The sequence below is a fragment of the Stenotrophomonas sp. SMYL11 genome (genome assembly GCF_036320005.1).
In the GTDB taxonomy this organism is placed as follows: domain Bacteria; phylum Pseudomonadota; class Gammaproteobacteria; order Xanthomonadales; family Xanthomonadaceae; genus Stenotrophomonas; species Stenotrophomonas maltophilia_A.
This window is the reverse complement of sequence record NZ_JAWIRS010000027.1, coordinates 1-18,774: the sequence shown is the minus strand read 5'-3', so window position 1 is coordinate 18,774 and position 18,774 is coordinate 1. Positions and strand designations below refer to the sequence as shown.

At 66.6% G+C, this 18,774-nt stretch carries 15 protein-coding genes and 4 tRNA genes; 5 read left to right on the top strand and 14 right to left on the bottom strand.

Features of this window, described 5'->3' with window-relative positions; genetic code table 11:
• From V3B46_RS21615 to V3B46_RS21590, 6 genes are all read right to left on the bottom strand, one after another.
• On the bottom strand, positions 1–301 hold a 301-nt coding region (locus V3B46_RS21615), incomplete at its 3' end, for a GTP-binding protein (RefSeq protein WP_245176712.1).
• Positions 302–342: 41 nt separating this feature from the next.
• Positions 343–418: transfer RNA gene (locus V3B46_RS21610), tRNA-Thr, on the bottom strand.
• 49 nt (positions 419–467) lie between these two features.
• Positions 468–541: transfer RNA gene (locus V3B46_RS21605), tRNA-Gly, on the bottom strand.
• Positions 542–565: 24 nt separating this feature from the next.
• Positions 566–651 (bottom strand) — tRNA-Tyr (locus tag V3B46_RS21600).
• 137 nt (positions 652–788) lie between these two features.
• The gene (locus V3B46_RS21595) at positions 789–1,805 is read right to left on the bottom strand and encodes an isoaspartyl peptidase/L-asparaginase family protein (RefSeq protein WP_154262429.1); all 1,017 of its coding nucleotides are present in this window, start codon (positions 1,803–1,805) and stop codon (positions 789–791) included.
• A 105-nt stretch (positions 1,806–1,910) separates the two neighbouring features.
• Positions 1,911–2,930, bottom strand: a complete 1,020-nt coding sequence (locus V3B46_RS21590; protein ID WP_329892873.1) for a cyanophycinase — start codon at positions 2,928–2,930, stop codon at positions 1,911–1,913.
• Positions 2,931–3,100: 170 nt separating this feature from the next.
• Between V3B46_RS21590 and V3B46_RS21585 the strand changes: the two genes are divergently transcribed.
• Positions 3,101–5,839, top strand: a complete 2,739-nt coding sequence (locus V3B46_RS21585) for a TonB-dependent receptor plug domain-containing protein (protein ID WP_329892872.1) — start codon at positions 3,101–3,103, stop codon at positions 5,837–5,839.
• Between the two features lie 586 nt (positions 5,840–6,425).
• Here the strand turns inward: V3B46_RS21585 and ychF are convergent.
• From ychF to V3B46_RS21545, 8 genes are all read right to left on the bottom strand, one after another.
• Positions 6,426–7,517, bottom strand: a complete 1,092-nt coding sequence (ychF, locus tag V3B46_RS21580) for a redox-regulated ATPase YchF (RefSeq protein ID WP_329892871.1) — start codon at positions 7,515–7,517, stop codon at positions 6,426–6,428.
• A gap of 132 nt (positions 7,518–7,649) precedes the next feature.
• Positions 7,650–8,228 (bottom strand): aminoacyl-tRNA hydrolase, encoded by a 579-nt coding sequence (gene pth / locus V3B46_RS21575; RefSeq protein WP_049422892.1) that lies wholly within the window; start codon positions 8,226–8,228, stop codon positions 7,650–7,652.
• Between the two features lie 48 nt (positions 8,229–8,276).
• On the bottom strand, positions 8,277–8,894 hold the full coding sequence (locus V3B46_RS21570; RefSeq protein ID WP_065178966.1) for a 50S ribosomal protein L25/general stress protein Ctc: 618 nt from the start codon (positions 8,892–8,894) through the stop codon (positions 8,277–8,279).
• Between the two features lie 110 nt (positions 8,895–9,004).
• Positions 9,005–9,964: a ribose-phosphate diphosphokinase gene (locus V3B46_RS21565; protein WP_005415400.1), complete on the bottom strand. Its 960-nt coding sequence runs from the start codon at positions 9,962–9,964 to the stop codon at positions 9,005–9,007.
• A gap of 140 nt (positions 9,965–10,104) precedes the next feature.
• Positions 10,105–10,181: transfer RNA gene (locus tag V3B46_RS21560), tRNA-Gln, on the bottom strand.
• 11 nt (positions 10,182–10,192) lie between these two features.
• Positions 10,193–11,062, bottom strand: a complete 870-nt coding sequence (gene ispE, locus V3B46_RS21555) for a 4-(cytidine 5'-diphospho)-2-C-methyl-D-erythritol kinase (RefSeq protein WP_329892870.1) — start codon at positions 11,060–11,062, stop codon at positions 10,193–10,195.
• Positions 11,059–11,718, bottom strand: a complete 660-nt coding sequence (gene lolB, locus V3B46_RS21550) for a lipoprotein insertase outer membrane protein LolB (protein ID WP_329892869.1) — start codon at positions 11,716–11,718, stop codon at positions 11,059–11,061. Before lolB ends, ispE begins: the two co-directional genes overlap by 4 nt.
• Entirely contained in the window at positions 11,715–13,400 is a 1,686-nt protein-coding gene (locus tag V3B46_RS21545; protein WP_195763241.1) for a tetratricopeptide repeat protein, read from the bottom strand. The genes lolB and V3B46_RS21545 overlap by 4 nt, the downstream gene beginning before the upstream one ends.
• A 63-nt stretch (positions 13,401–13,463) precedes the next feature.
• On the opposite strand from V3B46_RS21545, the gene hemA reads away from it, so the two are divergent.
• Genes hemA through ppk2 form a run of 4 tightly spaced genes read left to right on the top strand, consistent with a single transcriptional unit; the run spans position 13,464 to position 18,348 of the window.
• On the top strand, positions 13,464–14,747 hold the full coding sequence (hemA, locus tag V3B46_RS21540; protein WP_329892868.1) for a glutamyl-tRNA reductase: 1,284 nt from the start codon (positions 13,464–13,466) through the stop codon (positions 14,745–14,747).
• A complete protein-coding gene (gene prfA, locus V3B46_RS21535) occupies positions 14,725–15,807 on the top strand; it encodes a peptide chain release factor 1 (RefSeq protein ID WP_329892867.1) in 1,083 nt (360 codons plus the stop codon). The genes hemA and prfA overlap by 23 nt, the downstream gene beginning before the upstream one ends.
• Positions 15,808–15,812: 5 nt before the next feature.
• Positions 15,813–17,519: an O-linked N-acetylglucosamine transferase, SPINDLY family protein gene (locus V3B46_RS21530; protein ID WP_329892866.1), complete on the top strand. Its 1,707-nt coding sequence runs from the start codon at positions 15,813–15,815 to the stop codon at positions 17,517–17,519.
• A gap of 46 nt (positions 17,520–17,565) precedes the next feature.
• Complete coding sequence (ppk2, locus tag V3B46_RS21525; protein WP_154262417.1) at positions 17,566–18,348, top strand: polyphosphate kinase 2; 783 nt, start codon at positions 17,566–17,568, stop codon at positions 18,346–18,348.
• Positions 18,349–18,774: the final 426 nt, after the last annotated feature.

The window sequence follows — 18,774 nt, the reverse complement described above, 5'->3', positions numbered from 1 at the left end:
CGTCCATCTGGGCGGCACCGGTGATCATGTTCTTGACGTAGTCAGCGTGGCCCGGGCAATCGACGTGGGCGTAGTGACGGACCGGGGATTCGTATTCGACGTGCGCGGTCGAGATCGTGATACCACGCGCCTTTTCTTCCGGCGCGGCGTCGATCGAGGAGTAGTCCTTGAACTCGCCACCGAAGCGCTCGGCACCGATCTTGGTCAGTGCGGCGGTCAGCGTGGTCTTGCCGTGGTCGACGTGACCGATGGTGCCGACATTGACGTGCGGCTTGGTGCGCTCGAACTTACCCTTGGCCATGGCTGCTTATCTCGAATTCGTCTGAGAGGTGATGCTTAAGATGGTGCTCACGAAAGGAATCGAACCTTCGACCTCTTCCTTACCAAGGAAGTGCTCTACCGACTGAGCTACGTGAGCCGAGTTTTGCATTATGACATGAACTCGATAATATTCAAAGTTCATTCAATGGAGCGGGAGACGGGAATCGAACCCGCACCATCAGCTTGGAAGGCTGAGGTTCTACCATTGAACTACTCCCGCGCCGGGAATGTCACAACGTGAAACTGGTGGAGGGAGGTGGATTCGAACCACCGAAGGCGTAAGCCAGCAGATTTACAGTCTGCCCCCGTTGGCCGCTTGGGTATCCCTCCTTACCACCCCATTCCGTTGCCGCCGAAGCGTTGCGGTGTGTGGTGGTGAGCCGCTTATTCTGCTGATGGGACGGGGGGCTGTCAACGCTTTTTTCCACTTTTTTCACACGCTGTCGCAAACCCATTGATACGCAAGGTTATTGCCCAGGGACCGGCAGGGTCTCGCTGGCGAAAATTGCGACATGAGGGACACCGTCGGCGCCGATCCAGCCCCGATACATGCCCTGGGTGTTGAACGGCGTGGCCATTTTTCCGTCTGCAGCGAGCACGATCGCACCACCATCGCCGCCCATCTGCGGAATCGTTTCGTTGATCACGCCCTTGCCGGCCTGCTCCGGGGTCTGCCCCTGGTAGCGCATGCGTGCGCAGATCTCGTGCGCGGCCGCGGTGCGGATGTAGTACTCGCCCCAGCCGGTGCCCGACACCGCACAGCGCGCATCGGCCCAGGTGCCTGCACCGATGATCGGCGAGTCACCCACCCGGCCATAGCGCTTGTTGGTCATGCCGCCGGTGGAGGTACCGGCGGCCAGGTGCCCCCGTGCATCCAATGCGACTGCACCGACGGTCCCGAAATGCTTTGCGGTCTCCAGATCGGCATGCGCCTGGCCGCTGGCCTCTTCCTTCAGTGCACGCTGCAGCTGCTGCCAACGCTTTTCTGTACGGAAATAAGAGGGATCGACCAGAGACACCCCCTGCTCGACCGCGAAGGCTTCGGCACCCTGCCCGACCATCATCACGTGCCTGGACTTCTGCATCACGGCCTGCGCCAGCAGGATCGGGTTGCGCACCCGCTGCACGCCCGCCACCGCGCCCGCCGCCTGGCTCGCGCCATCCATGACAGCCGCATCCAGCTCGTTGTGGCCGTCGTGGGTGAACACCGCGCCCTTGCCGGCGTTGAAGGTGGGATCGTCCTCCAGGACGGTGATCGCAGCGGTGACTGCAGCCAACGCGGGGCGACCCGCCGCCAGCTCCGCATGCCCCTTCAAGAGGGCCGCCCGCAGCGCGTCACGTGCGGCCTTTTCCTCGGCCGACGACAGGTCCTTGCGCTCGACGCCGGCGCCGCCGTGGATGACCAGCAGCGGTGAAGCCGCCGGTGCGGCCTGGGCAAGCATGGGCAGGGACAACAGTGCGGACAGCGCCAGGCGCAGTTTCATCGGGTACGTCTCCAGCAGAACGAGGGAATGGATTGCAGGGTAGTGCCGGCCGCTGGCCGGCAAGGGGCGCATCAGGGAAGGCGAGTTGCCGGCCCGCGGCCGGCACTATCGAAGCGTGAACTCAATCTCGCCGTCGCTGACGTCGGCCATCGCCCGGTAGTCGGCGTCGGCCTGGAAGTCATCCAGGCGCATGCGGCTGCCGCTGGCGACCACGGTCACCGGCACGGCGTGGAAGCGCAGCGGCTCGCCTTCGACCAGGCGGTCGGCATCACGGCCGGGGCTGACCACCCAGACCTTGCCTTCGCCGTCAGCGCTGTAGACCTGCGCCTGGCCATCCGGCTCCACGCACAGGGCGGTGTCCTCGTCGACGCCGATGCCGACGATGTCCGGGTCGCCACTGTCCTGTACGGCGCGGGCGACGAACACGATCAGGCGGCCGAGGCGGTCGCGCTTGTCGAAGTGGGTGTCGGTGACCACGCGCTGCAGATAGGGCATCTGCAGGAAACCGCTGTCCATGGTCACCGCGCTGCCCATCGGGTCGGCCAGCGCACCGGCGGAGCTGATGCTGCCGCCGTCCAACGCGCCATAGGCATAGCCGCCCAGGATCGCCAGCCCGGCGCTGGTGCCGGCAATCGGCTTGCCGGCGCGCACGTGGGCATTGAGTGCGCGGTTCAGCGCGGTGCCTTTCCAGAAGCGGATGTAGCGCGACTGGTCACCACCGGCAATGAAGATGGCATCGGCCGCAGCCACCACGCGCAGCACGGCCGGATCGTCGGCGCCGCGGCGGCTGTCGAAGACCAGCGTCTGCACTGCGGTGGCCCCGCCAATCTCGCGATACAGGCGGTCCTGCAGCTCGTCACTGCCAGATGCGCGCAGGATCAGCACGCGGCCGTTACCGGCCTGCTTCAGCCACCAGTGAAAGGCCTCCGGCACCCATTCGCCACCGCCCATCAGCATCATCGCTGGTGCGCGCGGGCCGGGCCGGGGTGCGTCGAGATCCCCGGCTTCGTAGTAGGCGAAGCCCGGGCCTTGCAGGTCCTGCGCAAGCGCGGCCAACGGCACGGCCAACACCAGCAGCGCCAGCCAGGCGAAGGGGGCACGCAGGGTGCGATGGAGGCGTCGCATCTTGATCTCCCTGAACAGAATCGACTTGCAAGCGTTTTCACTCTTTGCCAGATAGGCACCCAGTAGTCAAGGACATAAAAAAGGCGTTAAATGCGCGCGCCCATTCCGGAAATCTGAATGGGGGACAGGGCCCCTCCTCTGCGGGCCGGCTTCATTTCCGAGAATTCCCAATGCGTAGACAGGCGATGGCGTGGTCGATCCAGCTGGCGTTGATGGGCGTGGCTGCTTCCGCGGCGGCCCAGGCACCGGCTTCCTCTTCGGTTCAACAACTGGATGCGGTGCAGGTCACCGGTTCGCGCATTCCGCGCGCCCAGGTGGAAGGCCCCGCCCCGATCACTGTGATCAGCGCCGAGCAGATCCGCTCCAGCGGCTTCACCAGCGTGCCCGACGTGCTGCGCTCGATGACCCAGAACGGCGGTGAGACGCAGAGCCAGCAGTCGTCCAGCGGCGCCGACTTCTCGCCGGGCGCCCAGCAGGTGGACCTGCGCGGCCTGGGCCCGAACCACACGCTGGTGCTGGTCAATGGCCGCCGCATCGCCGACTTCCCGATGCCGTTCAAGGGCCGCAGCAACTTCACCGATGTCTCCAACATCCCGCTGGGCATGATCGAGCGCATCGAAGTGCTGACCGGCAGTGCCTCGGCCATCTACGGTTCGGACGCGATCGCCGGCGTGGTCAACTTCATCCTGAAGAAGAAGGCCGACGGCACCACCGTCGACATGCGCATGGGCACCACCAGCGAAGGCGGTGGCGAGTCGTTCGACATGAGCCTGGCCAGTGGCTTCAGCCGTGGCAACTTCAACGCGGTGTACAGCGTTGAACTGCAGTCGCAGACCCCGCTGTGGGCGTACGAGCGCGACATCCAGGATTCGACCCGGGACGGCCCCACCGAGGGCTCGCGCATCGCACGCCGCGCTTACCTGCGCACGGACTACAACGACGACTACCTGGATCCGGGCGCGGCCACCTGCGAAGCGCTGGCCGGGCAGAACCAGGGCAGCACTTACCGCGCCTACCGCCCGCGCTACGGTTACTACTGCGGCAGCGACAGCTCGATCGGCTACGGCACCATCCTCAGCAAGCGCCGTGGCGCCAATGGCTACGCATCGCTGAGCTACGACTTCGACAACGGCCAGCAGTGGTTCGCCGATGTGCAGCTGGGCTACCACACGATGTCGCTGATGCGCGACGTCACCAAGTGGGGCCGCATGGACGCCAACGGCGATGAGTCGGGCTATTTCAACAACCAGGCCACCGGCGAGATCGAGTTCTGGCAGCGCCAGTTCTCGCCCGAGGAGATGGGCGGCCTGCGCAATGCAATGGTGCGCAGCACGCAGAAGACCTTCAGCGTGACCACCGGCTTCAAGGGCAACCTGGCCGGCAACTGGGACTACGAAGCGGCCCTGAGCCATTCGCAGTACCAGTCGCGGATCAGCTGGGCACAGATCATCGCCGCCAAAGCCAATGACCTGTTCCTGGGCCCGCAGCTGGGCGTGGATGACGACGGTTTCCCGATCTACAACGCCGACCCGTCGCGCCTGTACCGGCCGCTGACCCGCGCCGAGTACGATTCGATCGCGGCGCGCACCACCTACACCCCGAAGTCGCGCACCGAGACGGCTGCGTTCACGCTGACCAATTCCGCGCTGTTCGGCCTGCCGGGCGGTGATGCCGGCTTCGCCGCGACCGTGGAAGTAGGCCAGCAGGCGTACTCGCTCAATCCCGATCCGCTGGCAACCCAGTACTACTACTACAGCTGGAAGGATTCGGACGGCAACGGTTCGCGCAACCGCTGGGCCACGGCGGCCGAGCTGCGCATGCCACTGCACGAGACGGTCAACCTGAGCGTGGCAGGCCGCTACGACCAGTACCGCTATTCCGGCCACACCATCGGCAAGGCAACCTGGAGCGGCGGCCTGGAATGGCGCCCGATCGACACGCTTCTGGTACGCGGTTCGTATGGCACCGCGTTCCGCGCACCGGACCTGCACTACGTGTTCGCCGGCCCGGGCAACGACGAGACCAGCGCAGTGGACCTGTACAGCTGCCGCGCCGACGATGCCGTCGACTGTTCCGACTACGAGCACAACCTGATCCGCAGCCGCACCGGCAACCGCCAGCTCGACCCGGAAACCAGCACCTCGTGGAGTGCCGGCTTCGTCTGGTCGCCGGCGATCGGCCTGGACCTGTCGGTGGACTGGTTCGACATCGACATGCGCAAGCAGGTGCAGGACATGGACGTGCGCACGATCCTGGCCAGCGAAGCGAACTGCCGCCTGGGTACTGCGGACATCAACTCGCCGACCTGCGTGGATGCGCTCGACCGCATTACCCGCACCAGTGATGGCCGCCTGTACGGCGTGCGTGTCGCCCCGATCAACGTCGCCCGCGAATCGACCTCCGGCATCGACGTCGGCCTGCGCTACCGCCTGCAGACCGGCATCGGTGATTTCATCCTCAACGGCACCCACACCTGGGTGAAGAAGCACGATTTCCAGCGCTACCCCGGTGATCCGATCCAGGACCAGTTCGCGGTCAACAGCAACTTCGACATCCCGCGTACCAAGACCAGCCTGAGCGTGACCTGGGAGAAGGATGCGTGGTCGGCCACGGTCTATGGTTCGCGCCTGGGCAAGCTGCCGACCTCGGACAGCTACGACCAGGTGTTCGACTGGGACAGCGGCGACAGCCCGTACATCAAGGCGACCTACCGCTACAACGCGTCGCTGCAGTACCGCTTTGACGACCACTCGCGCCTGTCGCTGTCGGTGGTCAACGTCTTCAACAAGATGCCGCCGAAGGACGCCACGTACACCGCGTATCCGTACTACGACGTGTCCTGGTTCGACAGCGTCGGCCGCACCATCAACCTGCAGTACACCCACAAGTTCGGTGGCAGCGCGTTGTAAGCGCGGTTACGCAGGACACGAACGACGGGGCCCGCCATTGGCGGGCCTTGTTGTTTGGGAACCTGGCTCTGGTAGATGCCCACCTTGGTGGGCACTGATCTTCCACGCGCCCACCAAGGTGGGCGACTACCAGAGCGGGCCACGCGGGTTTTCCACACCGCACGTGGAAAGCGATGGGAACTTGGTGTGGACAAGTGGGCGCGATCCTTGTCTCACAGGCGTTTCCGGGCGTGGTGACTTTTTGTCCATGCCCTTCGACTGTTTTCCACACCGGACGTGGAGAGCGATGGGAACTTGGTGTGGACAAGTGGGCGCGAGCATTGCAGCGCAGGCGTTTCGAAGCGTGGTGAAATTTTGTCCACGGTCCGACTGCACTGATCGGGGTCGGAGCCCTTTCCCGTGGAAAGGGATCCGACCCCACGGTTTTCCACATCCGGCGTGGAGAGCGACGGGAGTTTGCTGTGGACAAGTGCCGCCAAACATCACACCGCAAGCATTTCGCAGCCTGGTGCTCTTTTGTCCATCACCAGAAACGCGAACGCCCCGCACAAGGCGGGGCGTCCGGGGTCGATCCGTTGCTGCTGGATCAGACGTTGAAGCGGAAGTGCAGCACGTCGCCTTCCTGCACGCGGTATTCCTTGCCTTCCAGGCGCAGGCGACCGGCTTCCTTGGCGCCGGCTTCGCCCTTGTACTTGATGAAGTCGTCATACGCGATGGTTTCAGCGCGGATGAAGCCCTTCTCGAAGTCGGTGTGGATGACCGCGGCCGCCTGCGGGGCGGTGGCGCCCTTGCGCACGGTCCACGCGCGGACTTCCTTCACGCCTGCGGTGAAGTAGGTCTGCAGGCCCAGCAGGCTGTAGGCCGCGTTGATCACGCGGTTCAGGCCCGGCTCGCTCAGGCCCAGGTCGGCCAGGAAGGTGTCGCGGTCTTCGTCATCGAGCTGGGACAGCTCTTCTTCGATCGCAGCCGACACCGGCACCACCTGCGCGCCTTCGGCGGCAGCGTGGGCGCGCACGGCGTCCAGGTGCGGGTTGTTCTCGAAGCCGTCTTCCAGCACGTTGGCGATGTACATCACCGGCTTCAGGGTCAGCAGGAACAGGTCACGGACCAGCGCCTTCTCTTCCTCATCCAGACCGACCGAGCGGCCGGATTTGCCGTCGGACAGCGCCGCCTGCAGCTTGGCCAGCACCGGCTTGCGCGCCGCTGCATCCTTGTCACCGCCCTTGGCCGCACGCTCGGCGCGGTTCAGCGCCTTCTCGACGCTATCCAGGTCGGCCAGCGCCAGCTCGGTGTCGATGGTTTCGATGTCCGAAATCGGATCGACCTTGCCGGCCACGTGCACGATGTCACCGTGCTCGAAGCAGCGCACCACGTGGGTGATCGCATCGACTTCACGGATGTGCGCCAGGAACTTGTTGCCCAAGCCTTCACCGCTGGCGGCACCGGCGACCAGACCGGCGATGTCGACGAACTCGACCGCGGTCGGGATGACCTTCTGCGGGTTGATGATGCCCGCCAGCTCGTTCAGGCGCGGATCCGGCACCGGCACGATGCCGACGTTCGGTTCGATGGTGCAGAACGGGAAGTTCGCCGCGGCGATACCCGCCTTGGTCAGCGCATTGAACAGGGTCGACTTGCCGACGTTGGGCAGGCCGACGATGCCGCATTTGATACCCATGGGTGACAGCTCTCTGGGGTGAAAGTGATTGGTGAAACAGCGCGCGCGCTGCTTGGCCAATCCATCTCGGTGTTGCCGATTGTGCGTTGCCGATCTTTGTGTGCCAACCAAGGTTGGCACCTACCAGAAGCACTATTTCGGGGTGTGCAGCCGCTTCATCGCTTCGCTGAAATCGCCCTGCACCGCCAGTGGCAGCACGTCGATCGCATCATCGATGGCGCGCGCGATCAGCACGTCGTCGTCCTTCGACGGGCGGCCAAGCACCCAACCCACCACGCGGTCCTTGTGGCCGGGATGGCCGATGCCCACGCGCAGGCGATGGAACTTGCCGTGGCCAAGCAGGCGGATGGTGTCGCGCAGGCCGTTCTGGCCGCCGTGGCCGCCGTCGAACTTCAGCCGCGCCACGCCGGGCGCCAGGTCCAGTTCGTCGTGGGCCAGCAGGGTTTCTTCCGGCTCGATCTTCCAGAACCGCTGTGCGGCGGTGACCGACTTGCCGCTGAGGTTCATGAAGGTGGCGGGCTTGAGCAGCCACACCGTCTGCCCGGCGATCTCGACCTTGGCGGTCTCACCGAACAGCTTGCTGTCCACATTCCATCGCGCACCGGCTTTTTCCGCCAGGGCCTCAACGAAATGAAACCCGGCATTGTGCCGGGTCCGGGCGTGTTCCGATCCGGGGTTGCCCAGACCGACGATCAGTCGCAGTCCTGCCATGGTTCCTTCCAATACGGTGCCTGCCCGGAGGCAGGCACCGTAGCGGTATTACTCGGCGGCAGCCGCTTCTTCGTCAGCCGCGTCGGCCTTGCCGGCCTTGGCGGTGACGATGGCGTCGTCGTGGTCCTTGCCCAGCGCCAGGGCCGGGATTTCCACGCCCTTCGGCAGCTTGATGTCGGACAGGTACACCACGTCACCGGCCTTCAGCTCGCCCAGGTCGACTTCGATCGACTCCGGCAGGTCCTTCGGCAGGCAGGTGATGGTCACTTCCTTCAGTTCGTGGGTGACCACGACGTCGGCAGCCTTGCCGGCCGGCGAAGTGTCTTCGTTGATGAAGTGCAGCGGGACCGAAGCGGTCAGGGCTTCGTTCTCGTTCACGCGCTGGAAGTCCAGGTGCATGATCAGCTGCTTGTACGGGTGGCGCTGCATGTCACGCAGCAGGACCTTCTGCACCTGGCCGTCCAGGTTCAGGTCCAGGATCGAGGCATAGAACCACTCGTTCTGCTGGGCCAGCCAGATTTCGTTGTGGTCCAGGCTGATGGCGACCGGCTCGGCGTTGCCGCCGTACACGATGGCCGGGATCACACCAGCGTGACGCAGGCGGCGGCTCGCACCCTTACGCTGCAGTTCACGCTTGGTGACCTTGATTTCATGGGTCTTCGACATTTTCGACTACTCAGGTTGTTGCCTCGCCCTGCGGCGTGGCGGTTGAAGGTGCTTCCGCGACCAGAAGCACCCGGGGTATGCCTCCGCCGTTGCCGGCAGGGGCGAAAAGCTCAGTCGACGTACAGCGAACTGACCGACTCGCCGAAGGCGATGCGGCGCATCGTTTCGGCCAGCATTTCCGCCACGCTCAGCTGGCGGATCTTGCTGCACACCCGCGCGGCGTCCTTCAGCGGGATGGTGTCGGTCACCACCAGCTCGTCGAGCTGGGAATTGGTGATGTTGTCCACCGCCGGGCCCGACAGCACCGCGTGGGTGCAGTAGGCGGCGACCTTGAGCGCACCGCGCGCCTTCAGGGCAGCGGCAGCGGCGCACAGGGTGCCAGCGGTATCGACGATGTCATCGACCATCACGCAGGTCTTGCCTTCGACGTCACCGATGATGTTCATCACGGTGGAGACGTTGGCGCGCGGGCGGCGCTTGTCGATGATCGCCAGATCGGCGTCATCCAGGCGCTTGGCGACCGCACGGGCGCGGACCACGCCGCCCACGTCCGGCGACACAACGATCAGGTTCTCGGTGCCGTAGGCGCGCCAGATGTCGGCCAGCAGCAGCGGGGACGCATACACGTTGTCCACCGGAATATCGAAGAAGCCCTGGATCTGGTCGGCGTGCAGGTCGACGGTCAGCACGCGATCAGCGCCAGCGGTGCTGAACATCTTCGCCGCCAGCTTGGCAGTGATCGGCACGCGCGAGGAACGCATGCGGCGATCCTGGCGCGAGTAGCCGAAGTACGGCACCACAGCGGTCACGCTGGCCACCGATGCGCGCTTGAGCGCGTCGATCAGCACCAGCAGTTCCATCAGGTTTTCCGCGCTCGGCGCACAGGTCGGCTGGATCACGAACACGTCCTGCTTGCGGACGTTCTCTTCGATTTCCACCTGCACTTCACCGTCGGAGAAGTGCGAGACCAGCGCCTTGCCCGGGCGAACCCCCAGTTCCTTGCAGATGTTCTGCGCCAGACGTTTGTTGGCGTTGCCGGAAAAGACCAGCAGGTTCGGGGACTCTTGCATCATGATTGTCTCGGGCGGGGACGAGTGGCGGGGATCCGGAGTCGGCAAGGACCCTGATGGACCCTTGCTGCTGACAACACCGCGGTTGTTTCCACGTCCCGCGCAGGTGATGCGCTGGAAGGCGCGGACACAGCCGCTATTGGCAGGGGCGGTAGGATTCGAACCTACGAATGCCAGGATCAAAACCTGGTGCCTTGGGCCTCTTGGCGACGCCCCTGCATTGATAAATCAGTGTTGCTCGAGTGCATCCAGCAGTGGCGAACGCGCAACGCCCGCTGCCACCCTTGCCCGCAACTCCTTCGGCAACTTCGACCGTCCCTGCTCTGCGGCAGACTGCGATGCGAACTCGACGAAACAACCACTTCCCGAGCCGGTCAGCCGCGCCGTGCCGATGTCGCTCAACGCTGCGAACGCTGCCTCGACGGCAGGCTCACGGCGGCGCAGCACCGGCTCGAACGCGTTCCCGACCAAGGTTCCGGAAGCGAAGTCCTCTATTTTCGCCACTGGGCTGTCGCGCGTCAAATCCGGGTCTGCGAACAGGGCCGGTGTGGGAACATGAACGCCCGGTTCAACCACCACGTACCAGGCCGGTTCCAGCACGATCGGCCGCAGGCGCTCGCCCACCCCTTCGGCCCAGGCATTGCGCCCGCGCACGAACACCGGCACGTCCGCGCCCAGGCGCAGGCCCAGCGCGGCAAGCGCGTCTTCATCCAGGCCCGCCTGCCAGAGTCGGTTCAGCACCACCAGCACGGTAGCCGCATCGGACGAACCGCCGCCGAAGCCGCCACCGGCAGATACATGCTTTTCAACGATGATGTCCGCGCCTTGCGCGACATTTGCCACTTCTTTGAGCAATCGCGCGGCACGCACCGCCAGATCATCGGCCTCGGCGACGCCAGCCAGCCCCTCGCCCTCACGGCGCACCTGGCCGTCTTCACGCAGGCGCAGACCGATGCGGTCGCCCCAGTCCAGCAGGCGGAACACGGTCTGCAGCTCGTGGTAACCGTCGGCACGGCGGCCGATGATGTGCAGGAACAGGTTCAGCTTGGCCGGGGCCGGCCACCAGGACCAGCCCGCGTCGTCGACCGTCCCGCTCATGGCGCGCTCTGCCCCCACTGGTCCACCAGCAGGCGTACCTTGGCGTCGCCATTGCTGGCTTCGATCCGGCGCGGCAACGCCGGGCGCCCGGCATCGGCCGGGTACCAGTCCAGGTACTGCACCTGCCAGCCCATCTGCTGCATGCGACGCGGCCGGCCTTCACCGTCGCGCTCGACCTTCTCCGGGCCAGCGGCGTCGCCGGCCACCAGGCCACGGATCCACTCCGGCAGCTGGTTGACCGGGATGTCCCAGCCAGTCGCCTCCAGCAGCAGCTGCTGGGCGTCCTCGCCGTCACGCGGCCCGCCGGCCAGCCCTTCCAGGCGGCCGGCTTCGGAATGGGTATCGCCGGTCAACTTCCAGCTCTGCCGGGTCACCGGCGCGCTCAGCTCGACTACATAACGGCGCCCTTCCTGCTTCCAGTCGATGCGACCGCTGCCACCGTCCTTGCCCTTGCTGACCGCGACCCGGCCCTGGAAGGCCCAGTCCGGCTGTGCCTGCAGCGCGGCCACGCGTGCGGCCTCGGCCTGCGTCGCTTCGGCCGAAACGATCTCGACCACCGCCGGCGCCGGGGTCTTCTGCGTGCCCACGCTGGTGCAGGCGCTGACCGCCAGGGTCGCGGCCGCCAACAGCAGCGGCCGGATCAGGGAAACACTCATGGATTGAATTTCTCGCGGGCGCGCAGCAGCGCGCGGTTTTCAGGGTCGAGCTTGGCCGCTTCCTCGAAGAAATGACGGGCCTCATCGTGCTTGCCCAGCACCCACAGCACTTCACCAACGTGCGAAGCGATCTCCGGGTCCTTGGCCAGGGTCCAGGCCCGGCGCAGCTGCACCAGTGCCTCTTCCTTGCGACCCAGGCGATACAGCACCCAGCCATAGCTGTCGACGATGGCGGCGTTGTCCGGTTCGGCCACGCGGGCGCGATCGATCAGCTCCAGCGCTTCCTGCAGGCGGCCGGTGCGGTCGGCCAGGGTGTAACCCAGCGCGTTCAAAGCAGGCACGTTCTCCGGCTCGGTCACCAGGATCTTGCGCAGATCTGCCTCGGCGCGCGGGATGTCGTCGCGGCGTTCCCAGGTGAGCGCACGGGCGTACAGCAGGCCGTTGTCATCCGGGTAAGCGGCCAGACCGCGGGCCAGCGCATCCAGTTCACCGGCACTGTCGTCGGCGCGCTGGCGCAGCTCGGCTTCCAGCAGGTAGGCGTCGCGGCGCACATCGTCGTCGACCACCGCATCGGACTGGATCGCATGCACTTCTTCCAGCGCCAGCGGCAGGCGCCCGGCCAGGGCCTGGGCATTGGCTGCGCGCAGGCGCGCTTCGCTCAGCTCATCGCCACCGGGCACGCTGTGGTACCACTGCACCGCCTCGGGATAACGCTTCAGGTACTCGGCGATCTTGCCCAGCAGCAGGCGCTGCGCCGGGTCCGGCTTGGCCGCCTGCCGCGACAGTTCGTTGTAGAGATTGGACAGCGCGGCCTTGTCGCCCTGCTTGGCCAGCAGCGAGGCGCGCATGCCCCAGGTCTGCACGTCCTGCGGGCCGAACGCCAGCACGCGCTCGGCGGCGGACGGCTGGCCGAGGCTGTCATAGGCAATGGCCACCGCATTGCGCAGTTCCGGGTCCTGGCGGGTCTTCGGCTCCACATCGTGCAGCAGCGACAACGCCTTGCCGGTCTCGCCCGCCTGCTGCAGCTGGCTGGCACGCAGCAGCGCCACACGTGGCTCTTCCGGGAAGCGCTTGACCACTTCATCGATCATGCGCCGGGCCAGCTCGGGCTTTTCCATGCGCAGGGCAAGGCGGCCAAACTCCTGCCAGGCTTCGATCTTCGGCGGAATGGCATTGGCGTCGACCAGCTCACCCAGCACCTGCGCGGGCACCGCCGGATCACGGCCGCCACCGATCAGTGCGGCCAGGGCGAACTTCCAGCCGCGCTCGTCGGGGTCTGCCAGCAGGCCCTGCAGTTCGGTGCGGGCAGCCTTCACATCGCCCTGGCGCATGGCCAGCGCACCGGCCGCACTGCGCATGGTCAACGAGCGCGGGGCGCGCTGCTGCCACAGGGCCAGGCCCTTGGCGGCGCTGGCGTCGTCGTTGGCGAGCATGGAAATGCGGGTCGCGCGCTCGGCCAGGCCGGCGTCGCCGTCGGTCTGCTGGGCCGCCTGCAGATACCAGCGCGCGGCCTCGGCCAGCTTGCCGGCTTGCAGGGCGAACTCACCGGCCATCACCGGTTCCAGCGCCAGTTCCTCAGTGGCCGGGGCCCGTACGGGGGCCTTGGCCGGCACCGCCGCCAGGGCCTGGCTGCAGGCCAGGGACAGCAGCAGAACACTGGGGATGCGAATCAATGCGGGCATCGTCGGCATCGGAGCCTTAAAATGTCGTCCAATGGCCAGCAGCTTATCGCAAGCAACTGAACAATGACCCTGTGGGTGCTCGGACTGAATCACCAGACCGCACCGGTGGAGCTGCGCGAGCGCGCGGCCTTCGCCGGTGAGGCGTTGCCGCGCGCGCTCGGTTCGCTGCGCGATACTCCGCAGATCGCCGAGGCGGTGCTGCTGTCCACCTGCAACCGCACCGAGCTGTACGCCGTGGCCGATTCGGCACAGGCGCTGGACCAGTGGCTGCACAGCCAGGCTGGCGATCTGCAGGGCTATCTGTACAAGCACGCCGATGCCGATGCGGTCCGCCACCTGTTCCGGGTCGCCACCGGGCTGGATTCGATGGTGCTGGGCGAACCGCAGATCCTGGGCCAGGTGAAGGACGCCTGGTCCACCGCGCGCGACCACGGCCTGCTGGGCCAGCGCCTGGACCGGCTGTTCCAGCAGACCTTCTCGGTGGCCAAGCGTGCGCGCACCGATACCCAGGTGGGCGCCAATCCGGTGTCGGTGGCCTCGGCCGCCGTGCGCCTGGCGCAGAATGCGTTCGCCCGCCTGGACGATTCGACGGTGCTGCTGGTCGGTGCCGGCGAGACCATCGAGCTGGCTGCACGGCACCTGAGCGAGGGCAAGGTGCGCCGCCTGCTGATCGCCAACCGCACCCTGGCCCATGCGCAGGAACTGGCCAGCCGCCATGGCGGCGTGGCCCTGCCGCTGACCGAACTGGAACGCCATCTGGCCGAGGCCGACGTGGTGTTCTCGGCCACCGCCGCGCGCGAGCCGGTGATCCACCGCGAGATGGTGGCCAAGGCCCTGCGCGCGCGCCGGCACAAGCCGATGCTGCTGTTCGATCTGGCCGTGCCACGCGATATCGAAGCCGAGGTGGGCACCCTCAACGATGCCTTCCTGTACACCGTGGACGATCTCGAACGCGCGGTGGAAGACAACCGCCGCGGCCGCCGCGAGGCGGCCGCCGAGGCCGAGGCGATCATCGACCTGCAGGTCTCGCGTTTCGTCGAAACCCTGCAGGCCAGCGCCCACCAGGCCCCGCTGCGGCAGCTGCGCGCCTTCGGCGAGGCCACCCGCGCCGAACTGCTGGAACGCGCGCGCCAGCAGCTGGCCAATGGCAAGCCGGCCGATGAAGTGCTGGAACTGCTGGCCCATGGCCTGACCAACCGCCTGCTACACCCGCCGACCGCCGCCCTGCGCGCGGCCGCGCTCAGTGGCGATGCCGATCTGACCCGCGCCGCCGAGCGCCTGTTCCCGGCCACGCCGGGTTACCGCCACCCACCCGTGAGACCCGATGACGCCGACCCTGCGCCGTAAGCTGGAAGCGCTGGCCGAGCGCCGCGAAGAACTGGAACGCCTGCTGGCCGAACCCGATGTGGTCGCCGACAACTCCCGTTTCCGCGATCTTTCGCGCGAATTCGCCCAACTTGAACCGATCGCCATCGCCCTGGCCGAGGAATCCCGTGCCAAGGCCGACCTGGCCGCGGCCGAAGGCATGCGTGCCGACCCGGACCTGCGCGAACTGGCCGACGAGGAAATCGCCGCGGCCCAAGCCCGCCTGCAGGAACTGGAACAGGAGCTGGCCCTGCTGCTGGTGCCGCGCGACCCGCGCGACGAGGGCAACCTGTTCCTGGAAGTGCGCGCCGGTACCGGCGGCGACGAAGCAGCGATCTTCGCCGGCGATCTGTTCCGCATGTACGCCCGCTATGCCGAACGCCAGGGCTGGAAGGTCGAGATCGAATCGGACAACCCCGGCGAGCATGGCGGCTACAAGGAAGTGGTGGCACGCGTGGTCGGCCGCGGCGCGTTCTCGCGCCTGAAGTTCGAATCGGGCACGCACCGCGTGCAGCGCGTGCCGGCCACCGAATCGCAGGGCCGCATCCATACCTCGGCGGCTACCGTGGCGATCATTCCCGAAGCCGACGAAGTCGATGACATCGTGATCAACCCGGCCGACCTGAAGGTGGATACGTTCCGCTCCTCCGGCGCCGGCGGCCAGCACGTCAACAAGACCGAATCGGCCATCCGCATCACCCATGTGCCGACCGGCGTGGTGGTGGAGTGCCAGACCGAGCGCAGCCAGCACGCCAACCGCGACAAGGCGATGAAGCGCCTGAAGGCGCAGCTGCTGGACGCCGAGCGCCAGCGCCAGGATGCCGCACAGGCCGAATCGCGGCGCCTGCAGGTGGGCAGCGGCGACCGCAGCCAGCGCATCCGCACCTACAACTTCCCCCAGGGCCGGATCACCGACCACCGCGTGGAAGGCCTGACCCTGTACGACCTGCCCAACGTGCTGGCCGGCGACCTCGACCCGCTGCTGCAGCGGCTCAGCCACGAGCACCAGGTCGACGCCCTGGCCCAGCTGTCAGCGGGCTGAGCACGATGACGGCCTGGCAGCAGCGTCAGCACCTGCAACAGGCGATTGCACGCCAGCCGGGCGACTTCGTCGCCTGGGTGATGCTGGCGGACCTGGAACTGGAAGCAGGCGACATCGCCGCCGGCGAGCAGGCCGCGCGCCGTGCACTGCAGCTGCGTCCGAACCACCCTGAAGCACTGGCACGGCTGGGTCGCGTGGCCTGGATGGCCGGCGCGCATGCCGATGCGGCGAAGCTGCTCGGCCAGGCCTCGGCCTTGGCCCCGCAGCACCCGGGCATTGCGCTGTGGCTGGGCCATGCGTTGGAAGATGCCGATGATGCCGAAGGCGCGGCGGCAGCCTATCGCCGTGCGCACGCGCTGATGCCGAGCGAACCCTATATCGCCGCCCAGCGCCTGGCCTGGCAGCGTCGCCTGTGCGACTGGCAGGACGTGGACGCGCTGGCGGCACAGGTACGTGGTGCACTTGCCTCTGGTCAGGGCGTGGTCGAACCGTTCGCGTTCCTCAGCGAAGATGCCAGCGCAGCCGAGCAGTTGGCCTGCGCGCGTGCCCGTGCATCCGCCGTTGCCGCTTCAGTGCGGCCGTTGCCGCCAGTGAAAGTGCGTTCCCAGGGCCCGCTACGGGTCGGCTTCCTTTCCAATGGTTTCGGCGCCCATCCCACTGGATTGTTGACCGTGGCCCTGTTCGAGCAGTTGCGTCATGACCCGGCGTTGCAGCTGCACCTGTTCGCGTTGAACCAGGATGACGGCAGCCGCATCCGCCAGCGCCTGCAGGTGGCCGCACAGCTGCATGATGTGGCCGCGCTGCGCCATGCAGACACTGCTGCACGCATCCGCGCACAGGGCATCGACCTGCTGTTCGACCTGCGCGGCTGGGGCGGCGGCGGTACGCCGGAAGTGCTGGCGATGCGCCCTGCCCCGCTGCAGTTGAACTGGCTGGCCTATCCCGGCACGTCCGGCGCCCCGTGGCTGGATGCGGTGATCGGCGACAGCTTCGTTCTGCCGCCGTCACTGGAACCCCACTACAGCGAGCGCGTACTGCGCCTGCCGCGTGCGTTCCAGCCCTCGGACAACACCCGCTTGCTGGAACCGGCACCGTCCCGGGCCGAGTGCGGCCTGCCCGAACAGGGCGTGGTGTTCTGCTGCTTCAACAACAGCTACAAGCTCAATCCACGCAGCATGGGCCGCGCCTTCGCGGTGCTGCAGGCGGTGCCCGGCAGCGTGCTGTGGCTGCTGTCCGGCCCCGGCCAGGCCGATGTGCGCCTGCGCAGCGCCGCACAGGCCGCTGGCCTGGATCCGGCACGCCTGGTGTTCATGGCCAAGCTGCCACATCCGCAGTACCTGGCTCGCTATCCGCTGGCCGATCTGTTCCTCGACACGCATCCGTACAACGCGCACACCACCGCGTCCGACGCACTATGGGCCGGCTGCCCGGTGCTGACCTGCCCCGGCGACACCTTCGCCGCGCGCGTGGCCGGCAGCCTCAATCACCATCTGGGGCTGGCACGGATGAATGTCGCCGACGATGCGGCATTCATCGCTACCGCCAGCGCGCTGGGCAACGACCCGCCAGCACTGGCAGCGTTGCGCGCTGAACTGGCTCTGGCACGCAAAGACAGTGGCCTGTTCGATATGGCCGGCTTCGCCGGCGACCTGTCGGCGCTGCTGCAGCGGCTGGCCGGCGAGCATGGCTGGCAGGGCCTCGACATCGCCTGAGCGATCCGTGCGCTACGCTCGGGCTTCCTCCCCGCGTGGTGTGATGATGGCCAAGCTCAAGCGCAAGGACTACGACGAACTGCTGCTGCCGCTGCAGCTGGAACTGACCGCGATGGCGCGCTGGGTGCAGCACAGCGGGCAACGCCTGCTGGTGCTGTTCGAAGGCCGCGATACCGCAGGCAAAGGCGGCGCGATCCAGGCCATCAGCCAGCACCTCAACCCGCGTCAATGCCGGGTGGTGGCACTGCCGAAGCCCACCGACCGCGAAGCCACGCAGTGGTACTTCCAGCGCTACGCCTCGCACCTGCCCGCCGCCGGCGAGATCGTGCTGATGGACCGCAGCTGGTACAACCGTGCAGGCGTCGAGCGGGTGATGGGCTATTGCAGCGAGACCGAGTACCAGCAGTTCCTGCACCAGGCACCGGTGTTCGAACAGCTGCTGGTGGACGACGGCATCCTGCTGTTCAAGTACTGGCTGTGTGTGGACCAGGAACAGCAGGAAAAGCGCTTCGCCGAGCGCCATGTCGATCCACTGAAGGGCTGGAAGCTGTCGCCGGTGGATCTGAAATCCCGCAGCAAGTACAGCGCCTACACCGAGGCCCGCGAGGCGATGCTGCGCGCGACGCATCGTGAGGCGGCACCGTGGACGCTGGTGGATTTCAACGACCAGCGGTTGGGCCGGCTGACGCTGGTGCGCAACCTGCTGGACCGGTTGCCGGACACGCGGGTGGATGCACCGTTGCCGGAGCTGCCGAAGCTGAAGGGCAAGCTGCATCGCGAGCACTACGATGTACTTAAGCCGATCGAGGAGTTCCCGGTCGAAGATTAGGGTGGGTCGGCAGGGCTGCGCCCTGCACCTGCTACGAACCAAGGCAACAGCAACAGCCGAAGCAGAAGCGGGTTACCTGTGGGTAGGCGGGGTGGGTCCGGTTGCGGGGGACGCTGCAAGTCCCCCTCCGGGGCCCGGCCCAGCCGCTGGCGGCTGTGCGTTCGGGCGCTTGCGAAGCAGTGCTTCGCAAGCAAAGCGCCCTCACCCATGTAAGCTCGGTCGCCGCATCCATGCGGCTCACGCCCCCTCAACCGGACCCACCCCGCCTTCGACAAATCTCCGCGATCTGTCGGCATTGCATTCTGTAGATCCACGCCATGCGTGGATGCTCTTTGTTCGATTGTCGAAATATTCGAACTCGATGGAGATTCATCCACGCATGGCGTGGATCTACCAAATCGCAGAAATCTGTCGGAGGCGGGGCGG